Annotated in this window: 16 protein-coding genes; 4 read left to right on the top strand and 12 right to left on the bottom strand. The window is 61.8% G+C overall.

What is annotated here, in order from left to right; all coding sequences use genetic code 11:
• Positions 1-1,857, bottom strand: a complete 1,857-nt coding sequence (locus A3AC_RS0120690) for a bifunctional 3-(3-hydroxy-phenyl)propionate/3-hydroxycinnamic acid hydroxylase (protein WP_025601134.1) — start codon at positions 1,855-1,857, stop codon at positions 1-3.
• 149 nt (positions 1,858-2,006) lie between these two features.
• Between A3AC_RS0120690 and A3AC_RS0120685 the strand changes: the two genes are divergently transcribed.
• Entirely contained in the window at positions 2,007-2,792 is a 786-nt protein-coding gene (locus A3AC_RS0120685) for a DNA-binding transcriptional regulator (RefSeq protein WP_025601133.1), read from the top strand.
• Positions 2,793-2,909: 117 nt separating this feature from the next.
• Here the strand turns inward: A3AC_RS0120685 and A3AC_RS0120680 are convergent, their stop codons facing one another.
• From A3AC_RS0120680 to A3AC_RS0120645, 8 genes are all read right to left on the bottom strand, one after another.
• The gene (locus tag A3AC_RS0120680) at positions 2,910-3,773 is read right to left on the bottom strand and encodes an alpha/beta fold hydrolase (protein WP_025601132.1); all 864 of its coding nucleotides are present in this window, start codon (positions 3,771-3,773) and stop codon (positions 2,910-2,912) included.
• Positions 3,770-4,627 (bottom strand): alpha/beta fold hydrolase, encoded by an 858-nt coding sequence (locus A3AC_RS0120675; RefSeq protein WP_025601131.1) that lies wholly within the window; start codon positions 4,625-4,627, stop codon positions 3,770-3,772. Before A3AC_RS0120675 ends, A3AC_RS0120680 begins: the two co-directional genes overlap by 4 nt.
• A gap of 19 nt (positions 4,628-4,646) precedes the next feature.
• Entirely contained in the window at positions 4,647-5,927 is a 1,281-nt protein-coding gene (locus tag A3AC_RS0120670) for an MFS transporter (RefSeq protein ID WP_025601130.1), read from the bottom strand.
• A gap of 10 nt (positions 5,928-5,937) precedes the next feature.
• Complete coding sequence (locus tag A3AC_RS0120665; protein ID WP_025601129.1) at positions 5,938-7,068, bottom strand: porin; 1,131 nt, start codon at positions 7,066-7,068, stop codon at positions 5,938-5,940.
• Between the two features lie 138 nt (positions 7,069-7,206).
• Positions 7,207-7,743 (bottom strand): VOC family protein, encoded by a 537-nt coding sequence (locus tag A3AC_RS0120660; protein ID WP_025601128.1) that lies wholly within the window; start codon positions 7,741-7,743, stop codon positions 7,207-7,209.
• Positions 7,744-8,018: 275 nt separating this feature from the next.
• Positions 8,019-8,990 carry a VOC family protein gene (locus A3AC_RS0120655; RefSeq protein ID WP_025601127.1) on the bottom strand — a complete coding sequence of 324 codons (972 nt, stop codon included), beginning with the start codon at positions 8,988-8,990 and terminating at the stop codon, positions 8,019-8,021.
• 13 nt (positions 8,991-9,003) lie between these two features.
• Positions 9,004-9,570, bottom strand: coding sequence for a flavin reductase family protein (locus A3AC_RS0120650; protein WP_025601126.1), 567 nt, complete (start codon positions 9,568-9,570; stop codon positions 9,004-9,006).
• A gap of 26 nt (positions 9,571-9,596) precedes the next feature.
• A complete protein-coding gene (locus A3AC_RS0120645) occupies positions 9,597-10,844 on the bottom strand; it encodes an acyl-CoA dehydrogenase (protein ID WP_025601125.1) in 1,248 nt (415 codons plus the stop codon).
• Positions 10,845-10,959: 115 nt separating this feature from the next.
• Here A3AC_RS0120645 and A3AC_RS0120640 point away from each other — a divergent pair, with 115 nt between their 5' ends.
• Complete coding sequence (locus tag A3AC_RS0120640; RefSeq protein WP_025601124.1) at positions 10,960-11,865, top strand: LysR substrate-binding domain-containing protein; 906 nt, start codon at positions 10,960-10,962, stop codon at positions 11,863-11,865.
• 39 nt (positions 11,866-11,904) lie between these two features.
• Here the strand turns inward: A3AC_RS0120640 and A3AC_RS0120635 are convergent, their stop codons facing one another.
• Positions 11,905-12,657: an SDR family oxidoreductase gene (locus tag A3AC_RS0120635; protein ID WP_025601123.1), complete on the bottom strand. Its 753-nt coding sequence runs from the start codon at positions 12,655-12,657 to the stop codon at positions 11,905-11,907.
• Positions 12,658-12,759: 102 nt separating this feature from the next.
• Here A3AC_RS0120635 and A3AC_RS0120630 point away from each other — a divergent pair, with 102 nt between their 5' ends.
• Entirely contained in the window at positions 12,760-13,674 is a 915-nt protein-coding gene (locus tag A3AC_RS0120630; RefSeq protein ID WP_025601122.1) for an AraC family transcriptional regulator, read from the top strand.
• 131 nt (positions 13,675-13,805) lie between these two features.
• On the opposite strand, the gene A3AC_RS0120625 is transcribed toward A3AC_RS0120630, so the two are convergent.
• On the bottom strand, positions 13,806-14,465 hold the full coding sequence (locus tag A3AC_RS0120625; protein WP_025601121.1) for a glutathione S-transferase: 660 nt from the start codon (positions 14,463-14,465) through the stop codon (positions 13,806-13,808).
• A gap of 179 nt (positions 14,466-14,644) precedes the next feature.
• Between A3AC_RS0120625 and A3AC_RS0120620 the strand changes: the two genes are divergently transcribed.
• Positions 14,645-15,220 (top strand): TetR/AcrR family transcriptional regulator, encoded by a 576-nt coding sequence (locus tag A3AC_RS0120620; protein ID WP_025601120.1) that lies wholly within the window; start codon positions 14,645-14,647, stop codon positions 15,218-15,220.
• 132 nt (positions 15,221-15,352) lie between these two features.
• On the opposite strand, the gene A3AC_RS31240 is transcribed toward A3AC_RS0120620, so the two are convergent.
• Positions 15,353-15,655, bottom strand: coding sequence for a VF_A0006 family four-cysteine protein (locus A3AC_RS31240; RefSeq protein WP_025601119.1), 303 nt, complete (start codon positions 15,653-15,655; stop codon positions 15,353-15,355).
• Positions 15,656-15,747 lie beyond the last annotated feature (92 nt).

The raw sequence follows: 15,747 nt of genomic DNA, 5'->3' as shown, positions 1-15,747 counted from the left end.
TCAGGCTCCTTCCGTGATGACGTCGCGCATGCGCTTCGCACCGGCTTGCGCTACCTCGTGCGCTTCGGGCGGCGTCGCGAGCGAGAGCTTGCGCGCGAGTTGCACGACCTGATCCGACGCGCGCTGTGGCGAGCACATCGACGCGACGAAGCGATCCGGTCGCAACAGCACGACCGACTCGGGCACGCGCGCGAACCAGTCCTTCAGGCGCCCGTCGATATCGCCAAGCGCGATCACGCCTTCGGGCACGTCGTCATGGAAGGCGAGCTGCGGATCGGGCTTGGCGATGACGAACACGCCGCCAATCGACGCCCAGATGCGCCGCGCCTCGGGCGTAAGGCAAAACGTCGGGTCCGCGCCCCAGCCGATCATCGTGAATCGATTGCCGATCGCATCGTCGAAACGCACGACCGCGCCATCCGCGAGACGCACGCGCGGCTGGATAAACATGCGGCCCACCGGCGTATGCGCGTGCGGATCGCGGCCATGCACCACGCGCCCGATCCACGATTCGCGCTTCTCGCTCATCACACCGAGCAGGCGGCCGAGCGCCGAATGCCCACCTCTCGCGATCATGCGTGCGAGCAGACCGTCGCGCCGCTCGTGTTTGTCCAGCAGCACAACGCCTTCCTCGTAGCGTGGCATCGGCTTGAAGCGCATTTCCACGAAATAACGCTTCACCGCAGGCAGGACGCTGAAGCTGCGCACGAAGGCGTCGCGCACCTTCGAACCGACGAAGCTCGTCGGCGCGAAGATATCGCCGGCCACTTCAGAGAGATGGATCATCGCGCGCGCATGGGCGCGGCGTTCCATTGTGTAGCTGTCGAGCAGCGCGTCGCCGGCGATGCCCTTCACGACCATCGCAAGCTTCCAGCCGAGATTGCTGGCGTCGCGAATGCCGCTGTTGTAGCCCTGCCCCTGCCACACCGGCATGATGTGCGCGGCGTCGCCTGCGAGCAGGATGCGCTTCACGCGAAAGGTGCTCGCGAGCCGCGCGTTGTGCGTATAGACACGCTGACGGATGTAATCCACCTTTTGCGGATCGGCCACTACATTCCTCAAAAGCGCCGCCATGTTCTCCGGCTTCGAGAGTTCGCTTTCCGTCTCGCCCGGCATCACCATGAACTCGAAGCGGCGAATCCCGTGGGGCAGCGCGGCGGATACATAAGGACGCCTGGCATCGCAATGCAGATAGATGTGCGGCGAGCCGATCGGATCATGGCGCACGTCGATCACGATCCACTGATTCGGCTTCGTACGGCCTTCAAAGGGCACGTCGAGCGTGCGCCGCACGAAACTGTTGCCGCCGTCCGCGCCGACCATATAGGCCGCTCGTAGAGTCTTGCGTACGCCGCCGGCGTCCGTCACGTCGATCATCACGCCGTCTTCGTCCTGCGCGAAACTCTCGACCGTATGGCCGAGCAAGGACTGGACATGCGCAAAGCGCTGCAGCCCGCTGTACAACAGTTGATCCGCGAGCGGCTGAATGAAGGCATTGCGGCGCGGCCATCCAAACTCGTCGGTGCGCGGCTCTATCGACGCGAAGCACTTGCCCTTCAGCGTGAAGCGCATCCAGTGATTCGGCGTCGTGTGCGGTAGCAGCGTGTCGGCGAGACCGATCGACTGGAATACGCGCAGCGCTTCGTCGTCCAGACCAATGGCGCGTGGATAATCGATGATCTGCGCGAGCTTCTCGACGAGCACGACACGCACGCCCTGCGAGCCAAGAATATTCGCGATCATCAACCCGACGGGACCGGCTCCGATAATGGCGACATCGGCGTCGAGCAGCTGATGTGATGTTTCGAACGGATGAGCGCGGCCGTTGCCGGCCACCGGGTCGAAGGCGGGGCGCATGCTTGTCTCCTGAGTGTGTTTCGTCGAACGCTGCGAAAGCGAGGCTTTGCTCGATTGATGTGTGCAGTCTATGAGCCGGGAAAAACCCGCTCAACAAAATCTCCGATTTGTGCATAGAATGCACACGGCTGATTCATAGAGATTTTCTCGTGACGACTTACACGAACGTGCGCGGACTCGCGCGCGGCCTCCAGGTGCTGCGCGCGTTGAATGCCATCGAAGGCGGACGCGCAACAAGCCAGCAGATCGCGGAGTTGACGGGCCTGCATCGCACGACGGTGCGCCGTCTGCTCGAAACGCTGATGGAAGAAGGCTTTGTACGCCGAAGTACGTCAGACGACAGCTTTCGCCTGACATTGGCGGTGCGTTCATTGAGCGAAGGTTTCACAGATACGGAGCGCGTCGCCACCGTCGCGCCTCCGATCATGGGTCAGCTCCTGCAGCGGGTCGCGTGGCCGTCCGATCTCACGACGCCCGACGGCGACGCAATGATCATCCGCGAGACGACGCATCGCTTCAGCCAGTTGTCGTTTCATCGCGCGATGGTCGGGCGGCGTTTGCCGATGCTCTTGACGGCAGCGGGCCGCGCCTACTTCGCAATGTGCCCCGACGAGGAACGCGAGGACATTCTGGAACTATTGCGCTCGGGTTCCGGCGGCGAGGAGCAGCAGGCGCTCGCGCGCAACGACACGCTGGTGCGCAGCCTGATCCGGCGCGTGCGCGAAGACGGCTTCGGGACGAATTACGGGGATTGGACTGCGCAGGCGAAGATCGGCGCGGTGGCGGTGGCCATCAAGGCCGAGGATCGCGTTCTCGCGAGTCTGAACGTAGTGTTTCTATCGCGCGCGGTGACTCTGGCGGATGCGGTGCGCCGCTATGTTCCGCCATTGCAGGAAGCGGCGGCGCAGGTCGTCGCCGCACTGAACGAAAAGTAGCGCCGTCATTCTTGCAAGGCGGATTGCGTCGCGGCGCCTTCAACTGGCCGAGAGAATCACCCACGCGCGCAGCCGTCGCCTAAGGCAGCATCAGTGCGCGTGTAGTTCAGGGAATAATCAGGCATCCTCTAGAAAAGCGATGCTATGCTCGTTGAAGACTTCTGGCTGTTCATATTGAGCCCAGTGGTCGCAGCCCTTCATTTCCACGAGATGTACATGCGGTGCGGTCCTGGCAATTGCATACGCATTAGTGAGGAACATGTTGGGTGCATCCACCGCGGCGATCACAAGAATAGGTAGGGCCAGGCTGCGCCATTGATCTTCCCGAAGCGCTTGTCCGCCTTGCGAGAAGGCTAGCAGATGAGGCATGGCGGCCTGCATGCGTGGATCGCGATAAATGTCCAGGCGGATCGCGACCGATTCGTCGGACAGGGTTTCCTTGTTCAACACGAGCGCTTTCAGCGCAGCGGAAACAGTTTCCCAGCTCGGCTCGGCCGCGGCGGAGGAGCGGGCCTTACGCAAGCCTTCAGCAAAGCGCCGTTCCTCTTCCGGATCGACGATGATGCCCGCAGGGGCCACCAGAACCAGCTTGTCGACACGAGCCGGATGCGCCAAAGCCAATGCTGCTCCCACCCATGCACCCAAGGAAACGCCTACCACGGCTGCCTTCGCAATACCCAGGGCATCCATGAAGCTGCGCACATGTTCGGCGTAGTCCTTGATCTGATAGTCGTAGTCGGGCTTGTCGGTCAAGCCGCAGCCCAGCATATCCAGGCCAATCACGCGGAAGTGCCTGGCATAGGCCGCATAATTTGCGCTGAAATTCTCCAGACTGCCCGCGGTACCATGCAGCAGAATGACCACCGGTGCATCGGCTGGTCCCGCTTCGAGGCAGCGTGTATTGACGCCGGCCGCATCGATCCACGCGAGCTTGTGAGGAGTCTTGAACAGGTGTTGCCAGATGCTGGTGTGCTTCATCATTGTGCGGGCCTCGCCGTCAGGTCCACCGACAGGAAGCCGGTGACGTTGCTATTGAACTCTTCCATCTTTTCGTAGGGCACCCACAGGCCGCAGTTGCCATGGATATGGACGCGCGCCTTGGGGATCCGGGTCAGCATGAACAGAGCGTTGTCGTAGTTGATCGTCTGGTTACTACGGCCCCAGATGATCAATGTCTCGGCCTGGATTCGGTGCAAGTCCTGCCACAGCGGCTCCAGGGTCTGCCCCGGCTTACCGCCGTGCCCTTCCGGCGCCTGATTCATGAATTCCGGCTCGATACTGGCTTCGTAGCGTTCGCGGATCACTTCCTCGGTCAGGATTGTCGGGTCATAGACCAGACGCTCCAGATTTGCGCGCATGCGTTCCATGCTGGGGCCTTCGCCGCTGTAGTAGTTGTGCGTGTCCGGCCTCGGCGGCATGGGCTGAAAAAGAGACAGGCCGCCAGGCGAACTGATGACCACCAGACGATCGACTCGCTCCGGATAGTCGAGCGCCATCTTCATCGCTACTGAACCACCCGTTGCCAGACCCATCACATGCGCCTTGCCGATATCGAGTGCATCCAACATGTCGCGAAAGGTGCGGGCATAAAAACTGGTGCGCGGCCCTTCGATTTGCGGCTTGTCGGATCGGCCGTAACCCGGAAGATCGACAATGATCGTGCGAAAGTTGCGCGACAGCGCCTCCAGATTGCGGCCGAAGTTTCCCCAGCCAAATGCGCCCGGCGCACCGCCATGGATGCACAGCAGGGCCGGGCCCGTGCCCGCCTCGTGGTAATGCACGTTGACGGCACCGGCCTGGATAAATTTCGAGGTGTTGTCTCTTGTCAGTGTCATTGGCGTGTCCTCCCGATCGTTACTGAGCTGTCGCATTCGCCGCCGGATAGCGCCCGAGCAGCAGAATCCCGACAGCGCCTGTGAGGCATGCGGCCAACGACACCACATGCACCACGGTATAAGAGCCAAGGCGATCAAAAGCGAGGCCATACAGGAACGGACCCACCCCGCCACCCAGCGTCGCCGCGCCAAACAGGCAACCGTAGATCGAGCCGAATGAACGCTTGCCGAAATACCTGCGTGCCAGAAACGGAATCAGATCGCCTTCGGAACCTGTTGAGATGCCGAGCAGCAGGGCAGCCAGAATGACCATCGAAGGTACGTGCGATGCATCGGTCAAAAAGATCGCGAAGCCCACCGCACCGACAAAAAACGCAGCGCACGCCACGAGAGGAGCGAACACGCGATCAAGCACCGCACCGAGTCCCACTCGCGCAATCGCAAGACCGGCACCCACCACGCCCGCCGCTTGTGCCCCGACGTCACGTCCAAGCCCGCGGTCGCTGGCGAACGGCGCGAGATGCACGAAGCCGCCAATAATCGCGCTGGAAATGAGGAACATGACGACAGCAAGCAGCCAGAAGCGGTACGTACGCACCGCTTCGCCGAGCGTGTGCCCTGCCTCGACGGACGCAGCCGCCTGTACCTCTGCGGCAAAGTACTTTTGAGTGGGCAAATTGCGGAACATCAGCCGGTGTGCAACGATGCCGAACACCAGCGCGACCAGTGCGCAGGCGCCATACCAGTGGCGCCAGTCCATCATCGTGCCAAGGCGGTTGGCGGCAATCGGCGCAAAGAGCCCACCGATACCGGTACCGATCATCGCGAATCCGAGCGCCATACCCAGCCGCTTGTCAAAGACGCGCGGCAACACGCCCAGATAACCCGCCGGTGTCGTTCCTGCTCCGAGAAAGCCGATCAGAAACCCGACTGCACCGATATAGGCGTGACTGGCTGGCGCAACAGCAAGCGCGGCTAGCGAGATGGCGAGAAGCGCGACCGAACCCGCCACGACCTTGCTCCAGCCAAGCCGGTCGGCAAGGTAGCCGACGGCGGGTCCGCCCAACGTCGTTCCCACGAGCGAAAACATCGGCAACATCGCGACGTCGGAGCGGCCCCACCCGAACGTCGCGGCCATCGGTTTCAGAAAGACCCCGGCGACGCTGAAAAACAGAGGACCGAAGCCGAACATCAAGCCGATGGCGGCACCGCAAACGATCCAGAGGCTTGCTGATCTGGTTAGTTTCGACGATGCCTCGAGCGAGGCCGGCATCATCTTCGTGCTCAAAGGACTGCTCATGACGCTCTCCCTAGAACTTGTGACGGATGCCGATCTGCGCGATCGCCTGGCTCGATGTCGACGAAGCGCCGGCGCCATTCGGCATGGCGGGCGATTCCGAATATGGCGTCACCGCGAAGAAATTCCCCGCGACATGAGCGCCACCGAATGCGTGCTGGTAGGTGCCGACCGCGAACAGATCGGTGCGCTTCGACAGGAGATAGTCGACGCCGAGCGTCGCGATATCGTATTTACCGAGCTTGCGTTCATCGATATACGCGAGGCCCGCGCCCACCAGGAAAGCCGGTGAAGCGCGCCAGGACAGGCCGCCTTCATAGGCGTTCACGGTCACGGTGCCTCGCGGGGTGTCCGACGCATTCGTATAGGTATACACGCCGTTGATCGAGAAATTGCCGAGCTTCACGATCCCGCCCAAGGCTGCGGTATAGATCGACCTGGCGCCCAGCGCCACCTGAGCGATCGAGCCCGCCCCTGGTGCGGCGTAGCCACCATCCAGCTTGGTGAACGCCGCGCCAAACGAATACGGTGCATTGAAACTGCCCGTCGGGCTGTACTTCAGGCCAACACTGAGTGTGCGCGGCACCGTGGATGTGCCACCGAACCCGCCTGCCACGTTGCTGAAGCCGTACATCACCCCGGCGCCAAAGCCACCGACGTTCGGCGTTTCGTAGCGGATCGCGTTATGTACCTGCTCGCCGGCCAGGCGGTCGATGTCATCGCCGAGGTGGAACGAGTACACGCCACCGAACTGCGCCGTGTTCGTGTAGAACGTCACATAGTCGTAGATGAAGTCGTAGTCGTTACCGGCGACGAGCGTACCGAAGCGGTCGCTCGACAAGCCGACGAATGCCCGCCGGCCGAATAGCGCGCCGCCCTGCGACGCAGCGCCCGAATTGACGTCGAAGCCATTTTCCAGCGTGAAGATTGCCCTCAGACCGCCACCCAGTTCTTCCTTGCCTGTCATTCCCCAGCGGTCGGAATAGATCACGCCACTATCCATTTTGAAATTGCTGTGACCGCCCGCGTTGCTGATGTAGCTGAGGCCGTCATCGATAACCCCGTATAGCGTGATGCTGCTTTGCGCATACGCGGGGCCTGCGAATATCGCAGCGACAGCAGCCGCCATTACTGCCTTCTTCATTTCTGTCTCCGATTAGCCGTTGCGCGGCATTTTTTATTTGTCTTGATGGTTGTCTAAATAGCGATCGCGCCTATACCCCGGCATGCCTTGCTCAGTTGCCCGATATCGTCCAGCTTGCGCGAGATATTCGGTCCGGGCTCAGCTCGCCATCAATTGCCTGGCCTTTTTGACCCACTCGTCCTGCATCATGAAGGTCGGGTTGGCGCGTACGGCCTTCTCCACTTGCGCCAGAATGTCTTCGTCGGACTGGCTCAGGTCCAGCGGCAGGCTGACCGGCTGGCTGACGTACCAGGGCGTGTCGCAATAGATTTCCATCTGGTTGCCTTCCGGATCCAGCACGTAGACGCTGAAGGAATTACCGTGGCTCTTGATCTGGGTGACCGTGCGGCCTTCGTCCTGAGCCCGCTTGTGGTAAGCCCGCACCGTGGCCAGATCGGCGACCTGAAAGGACAACTGATTAATGATGGATCGGGTACCGGGTTCGCGTCCGGCCACGAATACGATCTGGTGGTGCTCGCTGGGATCCCCGCTCAGGAATACGCCCTTTCCTACCGGACCGTTGCCTTCATCCGTCTTGACCAGACCGAACCAGTTCGTGTAAAAGTCCACCATCGTGTCGACATCCATCACGTGAATGCCGACGTGCTTGAAGCTGGCCTTGAGTGCCTGTGACATGCTGAGTCTCCAATTTATAGGTCTGTCTGGTAAGTGTTGATGAGCCGTCGTGCCCAGCTACCAATGCATCAAGGATATGGGCCCGAAACTCTGTGACAAAGCAACATTTTCGCGGCCTGGATGAGCCCAGATCATGCAAACGCCTTCATTAGATTCAGGGCGACAGTTGCCGCCCGGTGAGTCCGGCGTCGGGCAAGATGGGGCATCGCAGATGCATTGGAAGCAGTTGTTCCGCGCCTGCGGGCAAACGCGCGCGGGCGCTTGCGCCCCATCCGTCAGATGGCGGCCCCGCGGGTCACGAAGCCGCCGGCTTCATTGATTTCCACCGGCGTGAGCCGACCCTCGCTGGCCGCGCGTTCTTTTTGAGCGCGCTGCTTGATCTGGTTGTCAGCCGTTTCCCAGCTGCGCTCATGTCCCCACAGGCTCATACACCAGAGCTCCACGGGCTTCCAGGTGTCGCGGTCGATCAGCCGGCCGCCCCAGCCGGTTTCGATGAGAAATCCGCCCGGCGTCTTCGAATAGAACGACAGCATGTGATCGTTGTCGTGCCGGCCAAGACTCGTCTGAATCATGCCGGGGATGTTGAGCGCCTTGTCGTAAAGCCGGCCCACATCGTCCATGAAGTTGTATTCGACCATCACGTGATGCAGGAACGGCGCCGGCGTCTTCACCAGCGCGAGCGAATGATGCCGCGCATTGGCATGCATGAAGCGGACCTTGATGTCCTTGTCGATGTAGTCGGAGAGGCCGAAGCACAGCAGCTTCATGTAGAAATGTTCCATCTCTTCGAGCAGCGGCGTGCCGATCACCACGTGGCCAAAGCCCAGCGACCCGGTACGGAAGCCCCCGATCGGACGGCCCGGCTTGAAAAGACCATCGTCGATGCTGCGCCCGACAAAGAACTCGACGCGATTGCCATCCGGGTCCGCCACCCACAGCATTTGCTGCACGCTGCGCTCGGCACGCTCCTCGACGCTGCCCTCATGCACCTCCAGGCCGGCCGCAGTCATTTCGCTGCGCACCGTCTCCAGGGCTTCGAGGCTTTCGACCTTCATGCCGAGAAAACCGACGCCATTGCGCCCGGCGGGACGCACCAGCATGCGCCAGGCGTAGTCGTCCATGCGCAGTCCGAGGCGCCCGTGATCCATGTCACGCACTTCAAAGCCGATGTAATCCGCCGCGAACTTGCGCCACTCGTCCATGTTGGTGGCGTCGATGCCCAGATATCCGATTTCTTCGATTTTCACTGTGAGTCCCTCGTCAATTGGGCCGGCTGACCGGCTCGCGCGGCAGCACCTGCGTCATCGCATATTCGCCGTTGCTGAACGTCAGCGGCTTGCCGTCGAAGTGCGCGTACTGCTTGACCTCGCCGATCAGGATCAGGTGATCGCCGGCTTCCTGCACCGAAAAGCGCTGGCATTCCAGCTGCGCCACCGCCCCATGGATCAGCGGCGCACCGCCAAGCCCCGCTTCCCACGTCACCAGTTCGAATTTTTCCGGGTCGCTTTTGCAAAACCATTGCGACACCTCGACCTGGTTATGCGCGAGCACGTTCACCACGAAATGCTCTGCACTCCGGAATACTTCGACACTTCGCGACTCGCGCCGGATCGACCACAGGATCAGCGGCGGATCGAGCGAGACCGACGCGAAGGAATTCACCGTCATGCCGACGGGGCCGCTGCCGTGGCTGGCAGTGATGACCGCCACCCCGGTCGGGTACTGGCCGAGACAGCGCCGGAATGCGCGGCTGTCATCCAGCGGGCGACCACGCTCGAGCAGGGACGACTGGCCCGGACCGGTGGCAACTTCTTCTTCAATCATCATTTTTCGCCTCCATGAGGTTCGGCTGCTCAGCGCCAGTAGGCCGCTGCGCCGAAATCGACGACCTTGAATTCGGGCGCCGGCAGGCCCAGCAGCGAACGTGAATAGGCGATCGCAGCGAATTCCTTGCCGCCCGTGCCGTGGACCCGCGACGCCATCAGATTGCGGTAGATGAGTTGCAGCGGATTGGAGCTCTGTGAAGCCAGCGCGCCGACCATCGGCCAGATGTCCTGCACGACATCGAAACAGGCAGCGAACGAATCGGCCGATTCGAAACGCACGCGCAGGCGCTCCTGATGCGAAATCGGCTCGCCCTTGCAGGCCTGATCGAAGATATGACGCCAGTTGTTCAGAGTGCGCGTGCGGATGTCGTTCAGGCGCGTTTTCGCATCCGCCAGCTTGAGATTGAGGAACGGATTTTCAGCGAGGCGCGCGCCCGTCCCCATCTTCGTATAGCGGTTGCGCGACTGCTCCAGGAACACGTTCACAGCTTCCATCGCGGTGCCGATTACGGTATTGGCGGCCGTTGCGTAGAACACGGTCATCCACGATACGCCGCGGTACAACGGCGTGGTGATGGTCTCGTAGCCAGGGTTGATGTCGTTGACCACATCGGCCATCACGTGAATGCGGTGATTCGGCACGAACACCTTGTTCGCCGTGACCGCCTTGCTGCCAGTGCCGCGCATGCCCTGCACGTCCCAGCTGTCGTGGTCGATGGTCAGATCGCTGATCGGTACGAGGAAGTTGCGCTCGCCGCCGCCGAGCACCACGTAGTGCGCGAAGTCGACGCCGCTGGAGAAGGTCCAGCGGCCGTCGAGCATGTAGCCGCCCTCGACCGGTTCGGTCTTGCCAAGCGGCGCGTACGAACTCGAGGCGCGCGCATCCGGACCGTGGACGCCCCAGAAATCCTCGTGCATCTGCGGGTCCATCGCCGCGATTTCCAGGTTGTGGCAGACAATCTGTCCGGCGATCCAGGCCGCGGAGCTGTCGCATTGCGCGATGCGCATCAGGCCGTCGTAGAAGTCCGCCGGGGATAGCTCGAGGCCGCCGTACTGCAACGGCGTGAGGGCGCGGAACACGCCGGCTTCGAGCATGGCCTCGACGCTGGCGTCCGGCACGCGACAGTCGCGCTCGGACTGATCACGGCCGGCACGCAGCACCGGCACGATGGCATCGACGGCCGAAAGGAATGCCTGGCCCGCTTGCAGCGCGCGCTGCCGGTAGGCTTCGCCTTCGGCGACCGCGAAGGGTTGGCTTTCAATCACTGCGTTCATCTCGTGTCTCTCTTTGGCGTAATTCGAGTGAGCACAGTTTAGGTGGGGGAAGTACCTGATCTAAAACGATTCCTTTGGCGTTAGAATGAGTTCAACTCATGCAAGATCGTCTGAAATGAAGCGCCTTCCTTCCCTGACCGCCGTCAGGTATTTCGAGGTCTCGGCCCGTCTGCAAAGCTTTACAGCGGCGGCCGCCGAGCTACATGTGACCCAGGGCGCCGTCAGTCGCATGATCCAGACGCTCGAGGAGCAACTCGAAGTCCGCCTGTTCGAACGCAATGGCCGCTGGATTAGCCTGACACCCGTCGGCAGGGCTTATCACGAGCAGATCACGGCGGGCCTGAACCTGATTGCCGAGGCCGGCAGCCGGTTGAAAGAAAGCGCGGCTCAGTCCACGCTGGTCCTCTCCGTGAATGTGGGGTTCACGCTTTGGCTGGTGCGGAACATCGGCGACTTTCGCGCCAGGTACCCGGACATACAGGTGGACGTGCTGGCAGAGGAACTCAAGGAACTCGACCACGACGCGCCCGTTCATGCGCGCATCCGTTATGGCTCGCCCCCGTGGCCGGGCTTCGATTCGACCACCCTGCTCGAGACCACCGTGGCAGGCGTGGTGTGCTCGCCGCGCCTGAAAGAGCAGGCCAACGTACATGAACCCGCCGACCTCCTCACGGCTCCCTTGCTGAGCGTAGCCGGCGCTCGAGAAGAGCCGTGGAAAAATTATTTCGAACACTACGGGCTGCAGATGCCGAGCCTCGGCAAATCGCCGCGTTTCCTGCAGATGCTGATGATGCGCGAAGCCGCCATGTCAGGCCTCGGCTTCGGACTGGTGCCCCTCTTCCTGTTTCAGGAGGATTTCAAAGACGCTCGGCTGGTGCAGGCGATCCCGCACACAGTTTGCATTCATCATGGGTATCACCTCCTTTACAGCAAGGGGGACCTCAATCCGAAGCTCAAGATTTTCAAGAAGTGGCTACTGGGACGGCTTCGGGCGTCGATCGATGGGTCGTTGACGGCCTGATGTCCATCGGCATGAAGCGATCATCGCGCCCTTGGATCGTCAGCGTAGGCGCCCGGCTTCTGCCGCCCATGCTTCGGCGTCGGCGCCGGCCGGGATGCGCATCGGCGACGACGGGTCAGTTGCCGCGCGCCATACGGCCAGGGCGACGTCCTGCGCGTGGGTGATCGGCGAAGCCGTATCCGCGAATCTCGCGAGCACCTCCTGGACGAGATCGGCATAAGCCTCGTGCTCGAGCCCGTGCCTCCGTGCGTTGTCGCGGAAACGGCTTTCCGGCGAACGGCCCGGCAGCACGAGGCACACTCGCACGCCGAACGGCGCCAGCTCTGCGGCGGTCGATTCGGTGTACGCATTAACGGCCGCCTTGCTCGCGCTGTACGCGGCAACGAGGGGCAGCGCCTTCAGCGTCACGCTCGACGTGACGTTCACGACGACGCCGGCCCTGCGCTGCCGGAACTGCGGCAGCACCGCCTGCGTCAACGCGATCGTGCCGAACGTGTTGGTCTCGAAGACCTCGCGCACCGCGGCGAGCGGGGTCAGCTCGGACGGGGCGGCGACGCCGAAGCCGGCGTTGTTGACGAGGACATCGAGCGGGCCCGCGTCCTCGATCGCGTGGCGGATGCTCTCGCTATCCGTGACGTCGAGCGCCAGCACGCGCAGGCGGGCCGAAGGCGGCAGCACGTCGGCGCGCGGTGTGCGCATCGTCGCGACGACATTCCAGTCGCGGGCCAGAAAATAGCGGGCTATCTCAAGGCCGAAGCCCGAAGAGCAGCCGGTGATCAGTACGGTCGGCATGGAAACTCCTGTTTGGGTGGTTTGTGCACGCCCCTACGATAGATTGCAGCGTCTGCACTGACTACAATCGACAATCCGAATTTCATTTGCAGGAGTCCGGCAATGATCGATCCATTGGCCGAGGTCGTCACGCTGCTGCAGCCGAGTGCGCGTTATTCCAAACTCGTTCTCGGTGCAAGCCCATGGCGCATCCGCCGCTCGGATACCGGCCAGCCGCTTTACTGCGTGGTTCTCGACGGCGGATGCCGCATCACGATCGACGGGCACGAGCCCATCGAGTTGCTGTCAGGGGACTTCCTGCTGGTTCCCGCAGCGCATGGCGTGTCCATAGCGAGCCTCGCGCCGCCGGCGGGTGGCGAGACGTCAATGCCCATAGCGCTTGGCAACGGCGAATTTAAAATCGGCGGGTCGGACAACCTGGTCGACTCGCGCATGATGGCGGGCCACTGCAGCTTCGGTTCGCCGGACGCGGCGCTGCTGGTGTCGCTGCTGCCGCAGTTCGTGCATGTCCGCGGAGAACCGCGACTGGCCACGCTCGTGGACCTCGTACGCGAAGAATGGCGCGAGCAGCGGCCCGCGCGCGAGGTCGTGCTGTCGCGACTACTCGAAGTGCTGCTGATAGAAGCGCTGAGATCCGCGACCGGGACGAACGCGTCGCCGGGTCTGGTGCGCGGCCTGGCCGATGGCCGCCTCGCGGCCGCGATCCGCGTCATGCACGAACGGCCGATGCACGCGTGGACGGTCGCCGAGCTTGCGAAGGAAGCGGCGCTTTCCCGCTCGACGTTTTTCGAACGTTTCAGCCGCGCGGTTGGCGTTGCACCGATGGGATATCTGCTCACCTGGCGCATGGCGCTCGCGAAAGACCTGCTGCGTCGCAACGGGGGCCGCGTTGCCGAGATTGCGCAGCGCGTCGGCTACAGCTCCGCCAGTACGTTCAGCGTCGCGTTCACGCGACATGTAGGACGGCCGCCCACGCAATATGCGCGCGACGAGCAGGCGAGCGCGACGGGTGCGTGAGACGGCGCCAACAGGCTGTTCTCCAATATGGGCAGGAGTCCGTAGTTTGGCGATGTTCTACATGGCTAGGCGGCCAGGTTAGCGCAAAGCACCGCTGCTCAATCCGGCAAGGCTCTTTGACACAGGTTGAGTCAACCAGACGTCACGGCCAGCGCCGAGAACGCGGGCTGGCTGTTCACGCTCGGGCGCTCCTGCATCCTCGCGTACCACGCCAGAAGCGCCCGGCATTCAACAGGTACCGGTAGCTTCACAATTGCCGCAAACACTAGCCCGCCGATGACCGTGATGTCCGCCATCGAAAAGGCTTCTCCGGCGACAAACGGCTGTCTTTGCAGAACGTCGTTGAAGTAGTGCATACCCCTGAGGGCTTTGTCGCGCTGACGGAATCCCCACTCGGCGTTCTGATAGATCTCGACATCCGGCCCCAACCCCGGCGTGCCGTGATGGAAATAGACGCTGATCGCGTCGAGCAACTCGATTTCGGCGCGCCTGTTCATCATGTGGATCAAGCCTTTTTCCAGCGGGCTCACGCCAGTGAGCGTGGGCGCGCCGTCAAGCGCGTCGAGATACTCGGTAATGGCCGTGCACTCGGCGATGACGGTCCCGTTGTCGAGTTCCAGCACCGGCAGTGTGCCCGAGTAGTTTTTCCGGGCAATGAAGTCCGGCTTTTTGTGCTCCCCTTTATAAAGGTCGACCATCACGAACTGGACCCGCGACTGTAGATTCTTTTCGGCCAGCGCAATACGCACCCGCGTCGGATAAGGCCCTGTCGGAAAGTCGTAAATCGTCATCGGACCTATGCTGGTGGTGTTCAAGTTCGTGAAATCCATTGCTTCCCTCTTCGTTTGAAGTGCGTTGAACGGACAAGCCGACGGCCACATCCTTTGACCCTACCTGCCACTTGGTAGGTTTACGATAGGAGGTATAATGCCTGGCGTCAAGAGTCCTTTTTCGCTATGAGGCGGCAACAGTGGGGAACGAAGTCAGCTCGAATTCGCGGGAGAACATTCTGGCGGCCGCTCGGCGGGTAGCGCAGGCGCACGGATATAGCGGCCTGAATTTCCGCGATCTCGCGGAGATTGTCGGCATCAAGGCGGCAAGCATCTACCACCACTTCCCGAGCAAGGCCGATCTCGGCGCTGCGGTTGCGAAGCGGTATTGGGAAGATTCAGCGGCTGCGCTGGATGCACTGTTGGCGGAATCGTCGGATCCGCTGAGCTGCCTGCACCGGTATCCAGATACGTTCCGCGAGGCGCTGCAGAATGGAAATCGCATGTGCCTTTGCAGCTTCATGTCTGCCGAAAGTGATGACCTGCCCGAAGCGGTGATGAAAGAGGTCCAGAGGTTTGCAGATGTGAATGTGGCGTGGCTGAGTAAGGTGCTGTCTGCTGCGCGCGTGGTCGATTCCGCAGAAAGCGGACCGCGGGCTCGCGCCATCTTCGCTGCCGTCGCCGGCGCTCAGCTGATTGCGAGGAGCCGCTCGGATGTCTCGCTCTATGACGCATTAATCGAGAGCTATCGCGCGGCCGGCTTGCTACCGCGATAGCGGCGCATTGGTAAACCGGCTCGCTGAATGCGACGAGTCGACACTTCCGCGGTAACCCCCGTTCAACCATCAGCTAGCGAAAGATCCGCTGGATGCCCGGGATTTCGCAACGTCGCGGGCCGACGTCCGTTTTCACATTGGATTCTGCCGACGGCAGGCGTGCAATATCTCGTTGACTGCAAATACCCCTCGCACACTCTGAACGTTTTGCAGGACACATACGTGGTACGACTTTTCGCGCGGCAAAAGTAGCGCGCTATTCCGGTACAGTGCATAGCACGAGTTAGTGATCACACGTGCCGCATAGCTGCTCTGGCTGTTTGCCAACGAATTCAGAATGCACTGATCGTAGTCCGGGTTCCCGCCTCCAAGCGCGAGCGCAGGCAGCGGCGCGCCGAGCGTGATCGACAGCAGCAAATAAGCGAGTTTGCGCATGAGCGTGCGATAGAACCAAAGGTATTGGTTAAATCGTAGCACGCTGCATTCGAGGCAGTGGTGCGCCTCAAAAGCGATATCACCTCAATGTT

Source organism: Burkholderia sp. WSM2230, assembly GCF_000472445.1.
Lineage (GTDB): Bacteria > Pseudomonadota > Gammaproteobacteria > Burkholderiales > Burkholderiaceae > Paraburkholderia.
This window is presented reverse-complemented; position numbering and strand designations above follow the sequence as displayed.

Excerpts from the sequence above, each read along its gene's own strand:
- A3AC_RS0120690 (WP_025601134.1), bottom strand. The coding sequence starts at position 1,857 with ATGCGCCCCGCCTTCGACCCGGTGGCCGGCAACGGCCGCGCTCATCCG.
- A3AC_RS0120680 (WP_025601132.1), bottom strand. The coding sequence starts at position 3,773 with ATGATGAAGCACACCAGCATCTGGCAACACCTGTTCAAGACTCCTCAC.
- A3AC_RS0120675 (WP_025601131.1), bottom strand. The coding sequence starts at position 4,627 with ATGACACTGACAAGAGACAACACCTCGAAATTTATCCAGGCCGGTGCC.
- A3AC_RS0120670 (WP_025601130.1), bottom strand. The coding sequence starts at position 5,927 with ATGAGCAGTCCTTTGAGCACGAAGATGATGCCGGCCTCGCTCGAGGCA.
- A3AC_RS0120665 (WP_025601129.1), bottom strand. The coding sequence starts at position 7,068 with ATGAAGAAGGCAGTAATGGCGGCTGCTGTCGCTGCGATATTCGCAGGC.
- A3AC_RS0120660 (WP_025601128.1), bottom strand. The coding sequence starts at position 7,743 with ATGTCACAGGCACTCAAGGCCAGCTTCAAGCACGTCGGCATTCACGTG.
- A3AC_RS0120650 (WP_025601126.1), bottom strand. The coding sequence starts at position 9,570 with ATGATGATTGAAGAAGAAGTTGCCACCGGTCCGGGCCAGTCGTCCCTG.
- A3AC_RS0120645 (WP_025601125.1), bottom strand. The coding sequence starts at position 10,844 with ATGAACGCAGTGATTGAAAGCCAACCCTTCGCGGTCGCCGAAGGCGAA.
- A3AC_RS0120640 (WP_025601124.1), top strand. The coding sequence starts at position 10,960 with ATGAAGCGCCTTCCTTCCCTGACCGCCGTCAGGTATTTCGAGGTCTCG.
- A3AC_RS0120635 (WP_025601123.1), bottom strand. The coding sequence starts at position 12,657 with ATGCCGACCGTACTGATCACCGGCTGCTCTTCGGGCTTCGGCCTTGAG.
- A3AC_RS0120630 (WP_025601122.1), top strand. The coding sequence starts at position 12,760 with ATGATCGATCCATTGGCCGAGGTCGTCACGCTGCTGCAGCCGAGTGCG.
- A3AC_RS0120625 (WP_025601121.1), bottom strand. The coding sequence starts at position 14,465 with ATGACGATTTACGACTTTCCGACAGGGCCTTATCCGACGCGGGTGCGT.
- A3AC_RS31240 (WP_025601119.1), bottom strand. The coding sequence starts at position 15,655 with ATGCGCAAACTCGCTTATTTGCTGCTGTCGATCACGCTCGGCGCGCCG.